Raw genomic sequence first — 17,076 nt, 5'->3', positions numbered from 1 at the left:
GGCGGACTATGTCCGCCGCCCCTCCACCGCCTTCGGCGGTCCCCCTCCCCCAGCAAGCTGGGGGAGGAATTGATCACCTCAAGGAACCTGCGAAGCCTTGGCCTTCTGGTCGAGGCGCTCCTGATACCATTGGCGGATCATCGCGCGGGTGCAGCCGGTCTGGCCCCCGGTGCCGACGGGCGAGCAGCTGTTGGGCAGGCCGGCGCGGTTGACCTCTTCCACCGTCTCCACGCGATTGGTCCAGGCCTGGGAAGCAGCGTCTTCCTTGGGCTGGTTCCGGAACTGCTTGGGGATGCGATAGGGCGATTCGCCGGCATTGGCGCACACCACGATCTCTTCCTCGCTCTGCGGCTTGGGGCATTCCTCCTGCCCGTAGAGCAGGATCGAGCGCACGCGCTTGGGCGGGCCGCTGCTGGCATCCTGGGACTGCTTGCTGTCCTGCGCCATGGCAGGGCCGGCGAGCAGCGCGGCGGCAACGAGCAAACGAACGATCATGAACACTCCTTCTGGCGTAACAACGCCCCTCTTGGCCCGAGGTGCCGCCGCACTGTGGCAAGCCCAAGGCACGCATGCGGCTTGCCTCGCCGTCATTTCCTCCTAAGTGGCAGGCATGATCCGGCCGATCGCCGCTGCCGGCGCCTTCCTGATGCTCGCCGCCTGTTCCTCCCGCGGGGGGATCGACGCGGCGTGCCAGGACCTCAGCTTCGAAGGCACGCGCTTCACCGTGTGCCGCGCCGACCCGCAGAAGCATGACCTGCTTCTGGTCGACAAGGGCATGGATGGCCGCCCGATGCGCGATTTTACCGGGATCGAGCCGCGCCTGGGCGATCGCTTCCCGCGCATCGCCTTTGCCATGAACGCCGGCATGTTCGACGCCACCGGCCTGCCGATCGGCTATTATGTCGAGGACGGTGCCGAGCAGAAGCCGCTCAACCGCCGCCCGGGCCCCGGCAATTTCCATATGCAGCCGAACGGCGTGTTCTGGGGCGATGCCAAGGGCTGGCACGTCGCCACCACCGACGATTTCGCGGCGAACAAGCCCGATCACGTCCGCTTCGCCACCCAATCGGGGCCGATGCTGCTGATCGACGGCAAGCTCCATCCCAAGCTCGCCGACAACGGCACCTCGCTCACCGTGCGCAACGCGGTGGGCGTGGGGCTCAACGGCAGTGCATGGTTCGCGATCAGCAACGAGCCGGTGTCGTTCGGCCGCTTCGCCCGGCTGTTTCGCGACCGGCTCGCCGCGCCCGACGCACTCTATCTCGACGGGGCCGTCTCACGGCTGTGGGACCCGGTCTCGAAGCGGCTCGACGGCGGCACGCCGATCGGGCCGATGGTGGTGGCGCTGCAGCGTTAAGCGCTCTCCCTCCGGCCTCTCATTCCCTCGCTCCCACCGTCATTCCCGCGCAGGCGGGAATCCATTGTCGCTGAACGTTGTTGGACTCACTTCGGCCAGCCCGAATGGATCCCCGCCTGCGCGGGGATGACGGGAGGGAACGCGCCCGCTAAGGCATCCCCATGATCCTCGTCATCGACAATTACGACAGCTTCACCTGGAACCTGGTCCATTACCTGATGGAGCTGGGCACCGAAGTGCAGGTGGTGCGCAACGATGCGCTCACCGCCCGTGACGCCGTCGCCAGCAACGCCCAGGCCTTCCTGATCTCGCCGGGCCCGTGCACGCCCAACGAGGCAGGCATCAGCCTCGACATCGTCGCCGCCTGCGCCGACCTGAAGAAGCCGCTGCTCGGCGTCTGCCTCGGCCATCAGGCGATCGGCCAGCATTTCGGCGGATCGGTGGTGCGCGGCGGGCTGATGCACGGCAAGACCAGCCCGGTGAGCCATGACGGCACCGGCCTGTTCACCGGCCTGCCCTCACCCTTCACCGCCACGCGCTACCATTCGCTGATCGTCACCGACATTCCCGACGATCTGGTGGTGAACGCCACCGCCGACGACGCGCACGTGATGGGCTTCCGCCACCGCGAGCTGCCGATCCACGGCGTCCAGTTCCACCCCGAAAGCATCGCCACCGAGCATGGCCATGCGATGCTGGCGAACTTCCTCAAGCTGGCGGGAATCGAGGCGCACGCGCTCGCCTGAACCTGCAAATCTTTGCGACAATTTCGCCCGTGCGGTGACATAGCCGCGCGACCTGGCGCTGCCATTCCCTCCATCATGGCCCGATCCCCGGGCAGATGGAGAGTGCAATGAACCACAAGCTGCAGCTGGTCGGCGCGACGCTCGCCGGCGTGCTGGTCACGGTGGCAGCGGGCGGCATCGCCTTCGCAAGCATGGGCCGCGGGCCGATGGGCCCCTTCGCCCGCGCCGATGCCAATGGCGACGGGACGATCACCCGCGCCGAATGGGTCGCGGCGGCCAATGCCCGTTTCGACCGGTTCGACACCAACAAGGACGGCAAGCTGATCGTCGGCGAGATTCCGCCCGCCCCGCCGCGCGGCCATGGCCGTCACCACGGCCCGCGCGGGTTCGATGCGCCGGAGGAGGATGCGGCGCCGGTCCAGCCCGGCAATGCTAACTGACCTTCTCCTCCGTCACCCTGAACTTGTTTCAGGGTCCAACGCACCACGGAGGCTATCGCCGGTGGAGAATTGGATGCTGAAACAAGTTCAGCATGACGGCAGAAGGTAGCTCATCCGTCAGTAGGGTTTGACGCAGGGCAGCACCGCGCTAGCCTCGCGCGATGAGCTTCTTCGAGAGCCTCGTCGCGCTGCTGGCTCTGGCGGTCCTGCTTCTGCAGGTCTCGCGGCGGACGCCCATTCCCTATCCGACCATGCTCGCCGCCGCCGGGGTGATCGTCGCGACCATCCCAGGCTCACCCGATATCGCGCTCGATGGCCATACCGCGATGGCGCTGTTCATCGCGCCGGTATTGCTCGACGCCGCCTTCGACTTCCCTCTCGCCGCGATCCGCCGGCTGTGGCGCCCGCTCGTCGCACTCGCCGTGGTAGCGGTGCTGCTCACCACCGCGGTGGTCGCCTGGATCGGCTGGGCCTTTGCCGGCCTGCCGATCGCCGCCGCCATCGCGCTGGGCGCGATCGTTGCGCCGCCCGATGCCGCGGCGGCCACCACGGTGCTGCAATCCGCCGCGCTGCCACGCCGCACGGTCCAGGTGCTCACCGGCGAGAGCCTGCTCAACGACGCGACCGCGCTCCTCCTGTTCGGCGCCGCGATCGCGGTGCAGAGCAATGGCGGGATCGACGCGATGGTCGCCACGCGGCTTACCTTTGCGGTGCCCGGCGGCATCGTGCTCGGCCTGTTCTGCGGCTGGCTGATGGGCAAGCTGATGCCCTTTGTCCGCGGCTCGTTCGGCGGCAATCTGTTCGAATTCGTCAACACCTTCATCGCCTGGATCCTCGCCGAGCGGCTTGGCCTGTCCGCCGTGCTTTGCGTGGTCACCTGCGCGATGTACGTCGCCAACTCGCCCGCGGTGCCGATCAGCGCACGCAACCGCGTCCAGTCCTTCGCGGTCTGGGGCGTGGCGGTGTTCGTGCTCAACGTCGTCGCCTTCCTGCTGATGGGCATGCAGGCGCGCCAGATCGTCGCCGCGATGAGCCCCGAGCGCCTGCGCGAGGCGGCGGGCTTTGCGGGGCTGGTGGTGCTGGGCGTGATCCTCACCCGCATGGCCTGGTCGCTGACCTATAATCTGCTCGTCCGCACCTTCCCGATGATCCGCGGCAACCTGCCCGCGCCCACGCTCGCCCAAAGCGTGGTGGTGGGCTGGTGCGGGATGCGCGGGCTGGTGACCCTCGCCACCGCGATGGCGCTGCCGCACAACTTCCCCCAGCGCGACCTGATCATGCTCTCCGCCTTCGCCGTGGTGCTGGCCACCTTGGTGCTGCAGGGCCTTACGCTCGCGCCGCTGATCCGGCTGCTCGGCCTCGCCGGCAAGGGCGATGGCGAGGAACTGCTCAACAAGGCCCGGCACAAGCTTGCGGAAGCTGCGCTCGCGGTGCTGGAGGGCGAAGACGGCAAGGTCGCCGAGGAAACGCGCCGCCAGTTCGAGATCGACCGCAACGGCGCCGACGCGATCTGCCCCGAGTTCGACGCCCGCCAGCGCCTCCAGCTCGCCGCCGTCGCCGCCCAGCGCGAGAAGCTCGACCATCTGCGCGACAGCGACGTGATCGGCCAGGACCTGTACGAGCAGCTCCAGGAAGAGCTCGACTGGCGCGACCTCGCGATCAGCCCCGAGGGGCGCACGCTGATCGAACAGGGCTAAAGCAGGATTTGCTCGACTTCGCATGATGCGAAGCGCGATAGAGCGCGCGTGACCACCTTTACCCTCCTCCCCGATCCCGCATCGCCGCTCGCCCGCGAGTCCGCCGCCCAGGCCTTTGCCGACATTCTCGACGGTAACGTGCCCGAGCCCGAGATCGAGCGCTTCCTGATCGCGCTTTCGGAGCGCGGCGAGACCAGCGTCGAGATCGCCGAGGCGGCGCGCGCGATGCGCAACCGGGTGATCCCGATCACCGCGCCCGAAGGCGCGATCGATGTGTGCGGCACCGGCGGCGACGGGCACCACACGCTCAACGTCTCGACCGCCGTCAGCCTGGTCGTCGCCGCCGCCGGTGTGCCGGTCGCCAAGCACGGCAACCGCGCCGCCTCGTCCAAGTCGGGCGCCGCGGACACGCTCGAGGCGCTTGGCCTCGATCTCGACCGCGCCGGCGCCCGTGCGCAGGAATCGCTGCACGAGCTCGGCATCGCCTTCCTCTTCGCCCAGGCGCACCACCCCTCGCTCGCCCGGATCGGCCCGCTGCGCCGCCGGATCGGCCGCCGCACCATCTTCAACCTGATGGGCCCGCTGGCGAACCCTGCCCATGTCCGCCGCCAGCTGATCGGCATCGCCCGGCCGGACTATGCACCGATCTATGCCGAAGCGCTTCAGCAGCTCGGCGTCGACAGCGCCGCAATCGTCTCGGGCGAGGAAGGTCTGGACGAGCTTTCCACCGAACATGCCAGCGTGGTGGTGAGCATCGGCAGCTCGGGCCTGCCGTCGCGGATCACGCCCGAGGATGCCGGCCTGCCCCGCCACCCGCTCGCCGCGATCCGCGGTGGCGGCCCGGAGTACAACGCGCTCGCGCTGCGCCGCCTGCTCGAAGGCGAGCCCGGCCCCTATCGCGATGCCGTGCTGCTCAACGCCGCCGCCGCCTTCGTCATCGCCGGCGAGGCCAGCGACTTGCGCGAAGGTGCCGAGGAAGCTGCCGAGACGATCGACAAGGGCCTTGCCAAGGCGCTGCTCGACTGCTGGATCGCCTTCTGATGTCCACGATCCTCGATACCATTATCGCCACCAAGCACGACGAAGTCGCCACGCGCCGCAAGGCAGTGCCGGTGGCGGACCTGCACGGCATGGCGCTCACCCGCACGCCACCGCGCGGCTTCAAGGCAGCGCTCGACGCCAGGGCCGCGGCGGGGGGCTATGGCCTGATCGCCGAGATCAAGAAAGCCAGCCCGTCCAGGGGGCTAATCCGCGCCGATTTCGATCCGCCGGCGCATGCCCGCGCCTATCAGGCCGGCGGCGCCGCCTGCCTCTCGGTGCTGACCGACCAGGAATATTTCCAGGGGCATGAGGACTATCTGATCGCCGCCCGCGCCGCCTGCGACCTGCCGGTGATCCGCAAGGACTTCATGGTCGATCCCTGGCAGGCGCTCGAATCGCGCGCGATCGGGGCCGACGCGATCCTGATCATCGTCGCCGCGCTCGAGGACGGCCAGATGGCCGAGATCGAGGAGTCGGCGATGAGCCTGGGCATGGACGTGCTGGTCGAGGTACACGATGCCCAGGAACTCGAGCGCGCGCTCAAGCTCAGGTCACGCCTGATCGGGGTGAACAACCGCAATCTCAAGACCTTCGAAGTCGATGTGCAGAAGACCTATGAGCTGGTCAGCCATGCTCCGAAGGACTGCACCTTCGTCGCGGAAAGCGGGCTCAACAGCCGCGCCGATCTCGACGCGATGGCCGCGCACGACATCCGCTGCTTCCTGGTCGGCGAGTCCCTCATGCGCCAAGCCGATGTCGAGGCGGCGACCCGGGCGTTGGTGGGTGAATAGGGAAACGATCTTCTCCCTCTCCCCTCCGGGGAGAGGGCCGGGGAGAGGGGAAGTGCGACGCACTCTCCATTACTGCCCCTCTCCCTCCCGCCGACTTCGTCGGCTCCTTCCCTCTCCCCGACGGGGAGAGGGGGAATGACGAACCTCACCCACCTCGACGAGGCCGGCGCCGCGCGCATGGTCGATGTCGCGGGCAAGGCCGTCACCGCGCGCGAGGCGGTCGCCAGCGGCCGGATAACCATGTCGGCAGAGGCGGCCGCGGCGATCCGCGCCGGCGCCGTAAAGAAGGGCGACGTGCTCGCCACCGCGCGCATCGCCGGGATCATGGCCGCCAAGCGCACCGCCGAACTGATCCCGCTCTGCCACCCGCTGCCGCTGACCAGGGTCGCTGTCGATCTCGCGCCCGACGAGACCGGCGTGACGGTCACCGCCACCGCCGCCACCGAGGCGCAGACCGGTGTCGAGATGGAAGCGCTCACCGCAGTCTCCACCGCACTGCTCACGCTCTACGACATGGCCAAGGCGCTCGATAAGGCGATGGTGATCGGCGAGATCCGGCTGCTTTCCAAGAAGGGCGGCAAATCGGGCGACTGGGCGGCCCCCTAACCGTCATCCCCGCGCAGGCGGAGATCCAGAGCCACAAGCGAGACTGCGGAAAATCCTGGATCCCCGCCTGCGCGGAGATGACGGGAAAATGCGTGACAACATCAGCGCGTCGATATACTTAGCCTAAAACCTAACTATTAGAGGACGCCATGCCCCTCCAGCTCTTCGGCCACCCCTTCTCTTCCTACACCTGGAAGGCGCTGATCGCCTTTTACGAGAACGGCATCCCCTTCACCTTCCGCAACCTCGAGGAGCCGGGTGCCGCGGAGGAGCTGGAAGCCCGCTGGCCGCTCAAGCTGTTCCCGGTCCTGGCCGAGGATGACCGCACCGTCGTCGAGGCGACCGCGGTGATCGAATATCTCCACGTCCATCATCCCGGCCCGGTCCCGCTGATCCCCGCCGATGCCGATCTCGCCGTACAGGTGCGGATGCTCGACCGGATCTTCGACAATTACGTGATGGGTGCGATGCAGGTGCCCGTGGCCGACGCGCTGCGCCCCGAGGAACGGCGCGATCCCGCCGGCATCGACGAGGCCAAGGCGCGGCTCGACAAGATCTATGCCTGGCTCGATGCGCATCTCGCGGGCCGCAAATGGGCGGTGGGCAGCCGCTTCTCGCTCGCCGATTGCGCCGCCGCCCCGTCGCTCTTCTACGCCGATTGGGTGCATCGCATTCCGGAGCAATACGCGAACCTGCGCGCCTATCGCGCCCGGCTGCTCGCCCGGCCCTCGGTGTCGCGCTGCGTCGAGGAAGCGCGACCCTATCGCGGCTATTTCCCCCTCGGCGCGCCCGACCGCGACTGATCGTTTCAGGGGTGCATTAGGGATTCCGCAACCCTGCGGATTAACCCCGCCTTCAGACCCTGAGCCGCACTATCCGCACGGGCGCCGGGGCGGGAAAAATCAGTTATGCGACAGGGACTTGCGTCCTCCACCATTTTCAGCCTCTCGGCCGAACCGCCGGCAGCGCACGCGCTGTCCGAACCCGCCGAACATGCTGCCTTCGACGCCGCCACACTGGTCGGCGCGAGCAGCCGCCTCGCCTGCACGATCCGCAAGCTGAGCGCAGCCGGCGCGATGCTCCAGCTCGACGGCGAAGTGGTCGAAAGCGAAGCGCTGCACCTCGAGCTCGCCCACGGCCAGTCGCTGCCGGGCCGGATCGGCTGGACCGAACAGGGCTCGGCCGGCTTCCTGTTCGACGCACCGATCGACGTGATCGGCACGATCGCCCGCAACCTCGCCGCCCTGCCCGCCGAGCGCCGCAGCGTGCCGCGCGTCGAGCTGCACCAGACGATCTGCGTGCGCCGCGGCAACCAGGTGGAATTCACCCGCAGCCGCAACCTCTCCCAGGGCGGCTGCGGCTTCGAGACCGACATCGCGCTCCAGGTCGGCGATGCGGTCCAGATCAATTTCGACGGCCTGCGCCCGCTCGACGGCGTGGTGAAATGGTCGCAGGGCAACCTCGCCGGCGTCTCGTTCGACGAGGACATCCCCTGGCAGATGCTGATGCCCTGGCTGCGCCAGGTGCAGCAGACGCCGCCGCACCACACGCGCATGGCGATGATGAACGAGCCCAACGGCCTGATCCCGGACAAGCAGGCGATCCGCCTCGACGCGCCGGCGCGGGTGCGCGAGGGCGTGCGCTGGTGGAACGTCAAGCTGCGCGCGATCACGCCGCAGATGGTCGAGTTCGAGACGAGCGCCCCCTTCGCCACAGGTGCGCAGCTGTGGATCTCGCTGCCGCATATCGGCGGCGGCCCGGCCTCGGTGATCGAGAGCGACGAGCGCAACCGCTATCTCTGCGAGTTCCGCCTGCCGCTCAAGCCGCGCGACCTGGGGCTGATCGCCAACCCGCACTGAGCGGATGATGACCTCATAGTTCGTCATGCTGAACTTGTTTCAGCATCCAATTTCCCACGAGCGATATCGCTTGAGGCGCGTTGGACCCTGAAACAAGTTCAGGGTGACGGTGGAATGGGGATGGCTTAGTCCCGCTAAATGCCCGCCCTCCTTCCCGTCGCCGAAGCCCAGCAACACCTGTTCGCCCTGGCCACGCCGCTGCCGGAGGAGCTCCGCCCGCTAGCCCAGGCCGCCGGCTACTACGCCGCGCGCAACGTCGCCGCGCTGCGCACCCAGCCCGCCTCCGATCTCTCCTCGATGGACGGCTATGCGATCCGCTTCGCCGACTTGCCCGGCCCGTGGCAGGTGATCGGCGAAAGCGCTGCCGGCCGCGGCTTCGCGGGCGAGGTCGCCCCCGGCCAGGCCGTGCGCATCTTCACCGGCGCGCCGCTGCCCCCCGGCGCGGACACCGTGTTGATCCAGGAAGAAGCCGAGCGCGACGGCGCACGCCTCACCCTCACCGGCGAAGGCCCGCTCCGCCTGGGCGGCAGCGTGCGCCCGCGGGGGCTCGACTTCGCCGAAGGAGAGATGATCATCGCCGCGGGCACGCGCATCACTCCCGCCCGCCTGGCGCTGGCGGCGATCGCCGGCCATACCGAACTCCCCGTCCGCCGGAGGGTCCGCGTCGCCCTGCTCTCGACCGGCGACGAGCTGGCGCCGCCCGGCGCGCCGCTCGGCCCGGACCAGATTCCCGAGACCAACCGGCTGCTGCTCGCCGCGCTGCTCGCGGACCTGCCGGTGGAACTGATCGATCTCGGCATCCTGCCCGATGATCGCGCCGCGCTCGAAGCGGCGTTCCGCGCGCTCGACTGCGACCTGCTCGTCACCACCGGCGGTGCCTCGGTCGGCGATCACGATCTGGTCCGGCCTGCGCTCGAGGCAGCGGGCGCGGACATCGATTTCTGGAAGGTTGCGGTCCGCCCCGGCAAGCCGATGATGGCGGGCCGGCTGGGCGATGCCCTCGTGCTGGGGCTGCCGGGCAATCCGGTCTCCGCCTTCGTCACCGCCACGCTGTTCGTCCGCCCGCTGATCGCGCGACTGGCCGGCGCCGCCGACCCGCTGCCCAGGCCGCGCATCGTCCCGCTCGGCGAGGCACTCCCCGCCACCGGCCCACGCGCCGACTATCTCCGCGCCGAGCTGATCGACGGGCGCGCGCATGCCGCGACGATCCAGGACAGCTCGATGCTGCGTACGCTGGCGCGCGCCACCTGCCTGATCGTGCGCCCGGCAGGGGCTCCGGAGGCGAAAACGGGCGACTCGGCAGAAATCCTCGACATCGCTTGACAAGCGCGCGGAACATTGCATAAACGTTCGCAGTCTGTTCCACGCCAGGAGAAACGGGATGCTCACGCGCAAGCAGCACGAGCTCATCTGCTTCATTGCCGACCGGCTTGCCGAGACCGGCGTGTCGCCTTCGTTCGAGGAAATGAAGGAAGCGCTCGATCTCAAGTCGAAGTCGGGCGTGCATCGTCTGATTTCCGCGCTGGAGGAACGCGAGTTCATCCGCCGCCTGCCCAACCGCGCCCGCGCGCTCGAAGTGCTGCGCATGCCGGAGCGCGGCGAGGCCAAGAAGGGCGCAGGCGCCAAGGTCACGGCGCCCGTGGCATCAACTTCGTCAACTTCCGCACCCGCGACGCTGCCTGCGCCGGCCAATGACGTGATCGAGATTCCGCTGCACGGCCGTATCGCGGCGGGCACGCCGATCGAGGCGCTCCAGGATTCGGCGACCCTCCCCGTCCCCGCAGCCCTTCTGGGCTCGGGCGAGCATTATGCGCTCGAAGTGGCAGGCGACTCGATGGTCGAGGCCGGCATTCTCGACGGCGACTATGCGCTGATCCGCCGCACCGAGACGGCACGCGACGGCGAAATCGTCGTGGCGCTGATCGATGACAATGAGGCGACGCTGAAGTATTTCCGCAAGGAAGGCGCGATGATCCGGCTCGATCCGGCGAACCGCGACTACAACCCCCAGCGCTACCGCCCCGACCAGGTCCGCGTGCAGGGCCGCCTCGCGGGTCTGCTGCGGAAATACTGATCGTTCAGGCCAGGAACTCGGTCCAGCCGACCTTCCCGTCTCCGTTGCGGTCGAGTTCCTGGAACGGCGCCAGATCGGGCTGATCTCCGCGGAAGCTGAAGATCTTCCAGGCGGTGGCATATTCGCTGGGCGTCAGGCTACCGTCGCGATTGGTATCGAGTTCGTCGAAGCCGGCGCGCAGCATCTTGAGGCGATGCGCGGCATATTCGGCAAAGCTCACCTTGCCGTCGCCGTTCGCATCGGTGCCGGCGAAGCTGAAATCCGCGACGCCGATGACGAAGGGCCGCAGGCCGCGCGGGTGCGGGATTGACGCATCGCGCAGCGGCAGCGCCAGCACATGATGCGCGCCGCATTCCCGGCCGGACGGCTGCGGCCGAGCGCCATATTCGTCGGGAGTCAGCAGCCCGTCATGGTTGCGATCGGCCACCGCGAAGCTGGGCCGAAAATCCGGTGCGGCGGTCACGGCGAAGGGCATGGCCAACGCCAGCGCGCCGAGCATCGCCCCCGCAGCGGCCGGACGGAACCAGCGCCGCGCCGCCGATGGGGCGGCTGGCGGCGGCACTTCTCCGGCCAGTTGCGCCTCGATGAAGCCGCGCACCACGTCGCTGGCGGTGCGCCCTTCGGCCCGGCATCGCTCCATGAAGATGCGCTTCACCGCATGCGGCAGACGCACCTCGATCGTGTCGCTCTTTTTCGGGGTCCTGATCATGGCAAAAGCAAAGCTCCAACCTTCCACCGACGCTAGTGATTTCGTGTCCGGACAGCGGCGTTTCCGGGTTCGGGCACATAAGGCGGTTGCACCTTGTCCGGATGCAGCCAGGGATGCTGGCCGGCGCCCCGCACCATCGTCACCCGGCCGCTGGCAAAGGCGATCGCCACGCCCCCGGTTCGCGCCAGCGCCGGCCGGTCGAGCTTGAGCCAGCGCGGCGTGCAGCCCGCGGGCAGGCGGCGGTCGCTGATCATCACGTCGACGCTGCGGCACAGCGCCACGAACTCCGCCCAGGGCAAGGTATAGCCGCTTCGCGTCGCCGCCACGCGCCAGATCCGATCGCCGGCGCGATGCTCGATCAGGCAGGCGTCCGGGCTGCAGCGCGCGCCCGGCTGCTCCGACAGCAGGACCGGCTCCATGTCGCTGCCGCCGGTCTCGGCCAGCATGTCGCGGGTATAATCCCCCGCCCGGTCGCGCAGCAGCGCCATGCTGCCATCGGCCATGCGGATCGCCAGGTGCCGGCCGTCGCCGGTGACGATCAGGTCCGGTGCGGGCGTGGCGAGCATCCAGCCAAGGCCCAGCGCCAGCGGCAGCGCGCCCGCCCAGCGCATGCCGGTACGCCACAGGGCCAGCCAAAGCCCGCCGGCGACCATCAGGGCGAATGCGCCGCCCGGCATGGTCGGAAAGGCGGCAACCGCGCCGGGCGCCGCGGCGGTGGTGCGTGCGATCCAGAGGAGCAGCGCCAGCGCCCGCTCGGTCAGCCACCAGGCCGGCGCGCCGAGGCCCGCCATGTCGAGCAGCAGCGCCAGTGCCTCGAGCGGCATGATCACGAAGGTCGTCAGCGGGATAGCGACGATATTGGCCAGCGCGCCGTAAATGCCCGCCTGGTGGAAATGGAACAGCCCGATCGGCATCAGCGCCAGCTCCACCGCGACGCCGGTGAGCAACAGCGAGCCCAGCCCCCGCGACCATGCCGCAAGCCGGCTCTCCTCGCGCTTGCCGAACCAGCGCTCCATCCGCGGGCTCTCGTGCAGCGCCACGATGGCGGTCACTGCCGCGAAACTGAGCTGGAAGCTCGCGCCCGCCAGCGCCTCGGGCCAGAGCAGCAGCACGAGCACGGCGCCCGCGGCGACCAGCCTGAGCGTGATCGCCTCGCGCCCCAGGCTGAGCGCCAGCAGCACCAGCAGCGCGGCGACACAGGAGCGGATCGTCGGCACCTCGGCCCCGGTGAGCCAGGTATAGCCGATCGCGGCAAGCGCCCCCGCCCCGGCCGCGACCAATGGCAGCCGCCAGCGCAGCGCCAGGGTAGGACTGAGTGCGAGCAGCTTGAGCACGAGCAGCATCGCCGCGGCCGTCACCGCCGTCACGTGCAGTCCGCTCACCGAGAGAAGATGGGCAAGGCCCGAACGCTGCATCGCCTCGACATCGTCGGTGGCAATGGCGCCTTGGTCACCGGTGGCAAGCGCGCTGGCGATACCGCCCGCGCTGCCGTCGATGCGCGCCTGGATGTGCGCCGAAAGCGCGGCGCGCAGGTCCGCCGCCGGCGCAGTGGCCGGCGTGACGACTTCCACTGGCGCGAAACCCTTGCCGGTTGCTCCGAGCCCCGCGAACCAGGCCGAGCGGGCGAAATCATAGCCGCCCGGCACCGAAGCCTCGGCGGGCGGCATCAGCCGGGCACGCAGCTTCACCACCGCATCGCGCGCCAGCCCGGCGGGCACGTCCTCGATCGGCAAGTTCACCCGTACGCGCGGCGGCAAGTCGCGGCGCCCCGGCAACAGCGTCACGCGTACGATCTCGCGCGCCGGCAGCCGCTCGACCCGCACGACGCGCGCCGTCATCTCCACCACAGCAGGTCGGGCCAGCACCGGCGCTGCGACACGCTCCGCCCGCCACCAGATCAGCGCGCAACCCGCGGCCATGGCGAGCCCGCCGATCAGCAGCCCCCGCCCCAATCGCCCGGGCAGCGCGAGCCCGAGCAGCGCCACCGCACCGCTCGCCAGCAGGAATCCGGTCCAGCGCGGGGCATCGGGCAGCAGGAACCAGGCCGTGATCCCCGCGCCCAGCGCTACCGGGATCCAGAGCGGCAGTTGCGCCCGCTCCGCTTCGAGCCGTTGCTCGATCGCCGCCGCGATCTGGCGAAATACCGCCCCCGCTCCCATTTGAAGGGAGGAAGACCCCGTGCTAGGGGCGCCCTCGGCGGCTGAATGGGCCATCGAAAATCTAGTCTGGGAGCAAGCGCGGTTGGGCGCAACATCTGATACGGGCGCGAAACAGGTCGTCACGCGGTTCGCGCCGTCGCCTACGGGTTTCCTTCACATCGGCGGCGCGCGAACCGCGCTGTTCAACCTGCTGTTCGCCCGCCATCACGGCGGCAAGTTCCTGCTGCGCATCGAGGATACCGATCGCGCGCGCTCGACCGAACCGGCGATCGCCGCGATCCTCGACGGGATGCGCTGGCTGAACCTCGATTGGGACGGCGACGAGGTCTATCAGTTCTCGCGTGCCGAGCGGCATGCCGAAGTCGCGCGCGCGATGCTCGCCAATGGTCACGCCTACAAATGCTTCGCCACCGCCGAAGAACTCGAGGCGATGCGCGCCGAGCAGAAGGCGAACAAGCAGCCGCTGCGCTATGACGGCCGCTGGCGCGATCGCGACGAGAGCGAAGCCCCCGCGGGCGCGCCCTATGTCATCCGCCTCAAGGCGCCGCGCGAAGGCGCGGTGACGATCGAGGACCATGTCCAGGGCGCGGTGACCGTCAACAACAGCGAGCTTGACGATCTCGTCCTGCTCCGCTCGGACGGTACGCCGACCTACATGCTCGCAGTGGTGGTCGACGATCACGACATGGGCGTGACGCATGTCATCCGCGGCGACGATCACCTGAACAACGCGTTCCGTCAGCTGCCGATCTATCGCGCGATGGGCTGGGAAGAGCCGGAATACGCGCACATTCCGCTGATCTTCAATCCGGACGGCACCAAGATGTCGAAGCGGAAGAACGCGGTGGCGGTCGACGAATATCGCGACCAGCTCGGCATCCTGCCGGAGGCGCTGTCCAACTATCTCCTCCGCCTCGGCTGGGGGCATGGCGACGACGAGATCATCAGCCGCGAGCAGGCGATCGCGTGGTTCGAGCTGGCCGGAGTCGGCCGCAGCCCGTCGCGCTTCGACCTCAAGAAGTTGGAGAGCCTCAACGGCCATTATATCCGCGCCGCCGACGACGATCGCCTGGCCGATCTGGTCGCCGCGCGACTCGGTTTCGAAATTTCGGAATCGCAGCGCGATCTTCTGCGCCGCAGCATGGCCGCACTGAAGCCGCGCGCCGCGAATCTCCTCGAATTGGCGGAAGGCGCAGCCTTCCTGTTTCGCACTCGCCCACTGGAATTGGACGAGGACGCAAAGCCTCTGCTAGAGGGCGACGCGCGAGCCCTTCTCGCTCAGCTGCACACCGCGCTTGACGGCGTGGAAAGCTGGGATACGGAGGCGCTCGAAGCGGCGGTACGCACCGTCGCGGAAGATGCGGGTGTCAAGCTCGGTGCGACTGCGCAGCCTCTGCGCGCCGCGCTCACCGGGCGCCGGACGTCCCCGGGCATCTTCGACGTCCTGGCGCTGCTGGGACGCGAGGAGAGCCTGGCCCGTATCGCAGACCAGATGACCGTGCCGGCCTGATCCCAGGTTTGGCCCAGACTAAGGACGAACGTTATGAGCGACACCGCGAAGCTGCAGGTTCCGGGGAAGGATGTTGAGTATCCGGTCCTGTCGGGCAGCGTCGGACCGGATGTCATCGACATCCGCAAGCTCTACGGCCAGACCGGCATGTTCACCTATGACCCCGGCTTCACGTCGACGGCGTCGTGCGAATCGGGCCTGACCTATATCGACGGCGACCAGGGCGTGCTGCTCCACCGCGGCTATCCGATCGGCCAGCTCGCCGAGCAGTCGAGCTTCATGGAAGTCAGCTACCTGTTGCTGAACGGCGAGCTGCCGAACCAGGAAGAGCTCACCAAGTTCGAGAACACGATCACCCGCCACACGATGCTGCACGAGCAGCTCGCGACCTTCTATCGCGGCTTCCGTCGCGATGCGCACCCGATGGCGGTGATGTGCGGCGTCGCCGGCGCGCTCTCGGCCTTCTACCACGACTCGACCGACATCACCGATCCGAAGCAGCGCATGATCGCGTCGCATCGCCTGATCGCGAAGATGCCGACGATCGCGGCGATGGCCTACAAGTATTCGGTCGGCCAGCCCTTCCTCTATCCGGACAACTCGCTGAGCTACACCGGCAACTTCCTGCGCATGACCTTCGGCGTGCCGGCGGAGGAGTATGAGGTGAACCCGGTGGTGGAGAAGGCGCTCGACCGCATCTTCATCCTCCATGCCGATCACGAGCAGAACGCCTCGACCTCGACCGTGCGCCTCGCCGGTTCGTCGGGCGCCAACCCGTTCGCCTGCATCGCGGCCGGCATCGCCTGCCTGTGGGGCCCGGCGCATGGCGGCGCCAACGAGGCGGCGCTCAACATGCTGCGCGAGATCGGCCGTCCGGAGCGCATCCCCGAGTACATCGCGCGCGCCAAGGACAAGAACGATCCGTTCCGCCTGATGGGCTTCGGCCACCGCGTCTATAAGAACTACGATCCGCGCGCGACCGTGATGCAGAAGACCGTGCGCGAGGTGTTCGAAGCGCTCAAGGTCAACGATCCGGTCTTCGAGGTCGCCCTCCAGCTCGAGGAAATGGCGCTCAGCGATCCGTACTTCATCGAGAAGAAGCTGTTCCCGAACGTCGACTTCTATTCGGGCGTCATCCTCTCGGCGATCGGCTTCCCGACCACGATGTTCACCGCACTCTTCGCGCTGGCCCGCACCGTGGGCTGGGTCGCGCAGTGGAACGAGATGATCTCGGATCCCGAGCAGAAGATCGGCCGCCCGCGCCAGCTCTACACCGGCCCGGTGCAGCGCGACTACGTGCCGGTCGGCAAGCGCTAACGAGCCGTCACCCCGGCGAACGCCGGGATGACGAAATCAGGATAACGCCGTCCCTGCCTTCGCGGGGGCGGCGTTTTCGGTTAACCATCACGCGACCTCGCTCACGGAGTCGCAGAATGCGCCAGAACATCCTGATCCTCATCGGCATCCTGGGCGTGATCGCCGGGCTGGTGTTCATGCTCCAGGGGCTCGGGGTGCTGCGCGCGCCCGTCTCCAGCCCGATGATCGGCAGCCAGGCCTGGGTGATCCGCGGCGCGATCATCGCTGCGCTCAGCGCGATCCTGATCGGCGGCGTCCGGCTCGTCCCCACGCGGGCCGAACGCAAGGCGACGAAGCGCGCAGCCGAACGCGATTAACCTTAACCTCAGCGTACAACCCGGTTCAGCAACGCGACTCGATCGCGCCCCTATCGTTCTGCTCATGCGGGAAGAGAGGAATGGAGAGTTACGATGAACCTTGCCAAGCTGATCGCCGCGGCCGCCCTGGCCACCGTTGGCGTCGCGAGCGCTGCCACCCCGGCGGCGGCCGCACCGGTTCCCACCACCAGCGTGATCGCGCTGGCTGCCGCGGCCCCTGCCGCACAGGACTGGCGCTATCGCGACCGTCATGACCGGTACGACCGCCATCATCGCTATGATCGCGGCCGCTACTACAACCGTGGCCGCTATCATCGGCCGCATCGCTATTGCCGCACCGAATGGCGCCATCACCGCCGCGTGACGGTCTGCTATCGTCGCTAAGCGACAGGCCTGAGGAGGCCGATGGGGCGT

Annotated in this window: 18 protein-coding genes; 15 read left to right on the top strand and 3 right to left on the bottom strand. The window is 68.4% G+C overall.

The genetic code is table 11. The features are described 5' to 3' along the window. Positions 1-78 precede the first annotated feature (78 nt). Positions 79-495 (bottom strand): hypothetical protein, encoded by a 417-nt coding sequence (locus tag P6144_RS02495; RefSeq protein ID WP_277766139.1) that lies wholly within the window; start codon positions 493-495, stop codon positions 79-81. 115 nt (positions 496-610) lie between these two features. Between P6144_RS02495 and P6144_RS02490 the strand changes: the two genes are divergently transcribed. From P6144_RS02490 to lexA, 11 genes are all read left to right on the top strand, one after another. Further along, positions 611-1,357: a phosphodiester glycosidase family protein gene (locus tag P6144_RS02490; RefSeq protein ID WP_277766138.1), complete on the top strand. Its 747-nt coding sequence runs from the start codon at positions 611-613 to the stop codon at positions 1,355-1,357. Between the two features lie 161 nt (positions 1,358-1,518). After that, positions 1,519-2,103, top strand: a complete 585-nt coding sequence (locus tag P6144_RS02485) for an aminodeoxychorismate/anthranilate synthase component II (RefSeq protein ID WP_277766137.1) — start codon at positions 1,519-1,521, stop codon at positions 2,101-2,103. 107 nt (positions 2,104-2,210) lie between these two features. Further along, positions 2,211-2,543 (top strand): hypothetical protein, encoded by a 333-nt coding sequence (locus P6144_RS02480; protein ID WP_277766136.1) that lies wholly within the window; start codon positions 2,211-2,213, stop codon positions 2,541-2,543. Positions 2,544-2,704: 161 nt separating this feature from the next. After that, positions 2,705-4,240, top strand: a complete 1,536-nt coding sequence (locus P6144_RS02475) for a cation:proton antiporter (RefSeq protein ID WP_277766135.1) — start codon at positions 2,705-2,707, stop codon at positions 4,238-4,240. A gap of 48 nt (positions 4,241-4,288) precedes the next feature. Next, positions 4,289-5,281, top strand: coding sequence for an anthranilate phosphoribosyltransferase (trpD, locus tag P6144_RS02470; RefSeq protein ID WP_277766134.1), 993 nt, complete (start codon positions 4,289-4,291; stop codon positions 5,279-5,281). Beyond that, complete coding sequence (trpC, locus tag P6144_RS02465) at positions 5,281-6,072, top strand: indole-3-glycerol phosphate synthase TrpC (RefSeq protein WP_277766133.1); 792 nt, start codon at positions 5,281-5,283, stop codon at positions 6,070-6,072. The genes trpD and trpC overlap by 1 nt, the downstream gene beginning before the upstream one ends. A gap of 135 nt (positions 6,073-6,207) precedes the next feature. Further along, positions 6,208-6,678: a cyclic pyranopterin monophosphate synthase MoaC gene (gene moaC / locus P6144_RS02460; protein WP_277766132.1), complete on the top strand. Its 471-nt coding sequence runs from the start codon at positions 6,208-6,210 to the stop codon at positions 6,676-6,678. Positions 6,679-6,827: 149 nt separating this feature from the next. Then, entirely contained in the window at positions 6,828-7,481 is a 654-nt protein-coding gene (locus P6144_RS02455) for a glutathione S-transferase family protein (protein WP_277766131.1), read from the top strand. Positions 7,482-7,586: 105 nt separating this feature from the next. Beyond that, complete coding sequence (locus P6144_RS02450) at positions 7,587-8,537, top strand: PilZ domain-containing protein (protein ID WP_277766130.1); 951 nt, start codon at positions 7,587-7,589, stop codon at positions 8,535-8,537. A 138-nt stretch (positions 8,538-8,675) separates the two neighbouring features. After that, positions 8,676-9,860: a gephyrin-like molybdotransferase Glp gene (glp, locus tag P6144_RS02445; RefSeq protein ID WP_277766129.1), complete on the top strand. Its 1,185-nt coding sequence runs from the start codon at positions 8,676-8,678 to the stop codon at positions 9,858-9,860. Positions 9,861-9,918: 58 nt separating this feature from the next. Then, positions 9,919-10,611, top strand: coding sequence for a transcriptional repressor LexA (gene lexA / locus P6144_RS02440; RefSeq protein WP_277766128.1), 693 nt, complete (start codon positions 9,919-9,921; stop codon positions 10,609-10,611). Positions 10,612-10,615: 4 nt separating this feature from the next. Here lexA and P6144_RS02435 read toward each other — a convergent pair whose 3' ends face one another. Then, entirely contained in the window at positions 10,616-11,320 is a 705-nt protein-coding gene (locus tag P6144_RS02435) for an EF-hand domain-containing protein (protein WP_277766127.1), read from the bottom strand. A 32-nt stretch (positions 11,321-11,352) separates the two neighbouring features. Continuing rightward, positions 11,353-13,479, bottom strand: coding sequence for a ComEC/Rec2 family competence protein (locus tag P6144_RS02430; RefSeq protein WP_277766126.1), 2,127 nt, complete (start codon positions 13,477-13,479; stop codon positions 11,353-11,355). A gap of 82 nt (positions 13,480-13,561) precedes the next feature. Here P6144_RS02430 and gltX point away from each other — a divergent pair, with 82 nt between their 5' ends. The 4 genes from gltX (at position 13,562) to P6144_RS02410 (ending at position 17,046) form a co-directional block, all read left to right on the top strand. Beyond that, positions 13,562-14,989, top strand: a complete 1,428-nt coding sequence (gene gltX, locus P6144_RS02425) for a glutamate--tRNA ligase (protein WP_277766125.1) — start codon at positions 13,562-13,564, stop codon at positions 14,987-14,989. 33 nt (positions 14,990-15,022) lie between these two features. Then, positions 15,023-16,306 carry a citrate synthase gene (locus P6144_RS02420; RefSeq protein ID WP_277766124.1) on the top strand — a complete coding sequence of 428 codons (1,284 nt, stop codon included), beginning with the start codon at positions 15,023-15,025 and terminating at the stop codon, positions 16,304-16,306. Positions 16,307-16,422: 116 nt separating this feature from the next. Next, positions 16,423-16,662 (top strand): hypothetical protein, encoded by a 240-nt coding sequence (locus tag P6144_RS02415; protein ID WP_277766123.1) that lies wholly within the window; start codon positions 16,423-16,425, stop codon positions 16,660-16,662. Between the two features lie 93 nt (positions 16,663-16,755). Continuing rightward, entirely contained in the window at positions 16,756-17,046 is a 291-nt protein-coding gene (locus P6144_RS02410; RefSeq protein WP_277766122.1) for a hypothetical protein, read from the top strand. Positions 17,047-17,076 lie beyond the last annotated feature (30 nt).

The sequence above is a fragment of the Sphingomonas sp. HITSZ_GF genome, assembly GCF_029543155.1.
Classification (GTDB): domain Bacteria; phylum Pseudomonadota; class Alphaproteobacteria; order Sphingomonadales; family Sphingomonadaceae; genus Sphingomonas.
This window is presented reverse-complemented; position numbering and strand designations above follow the sequence as displayed.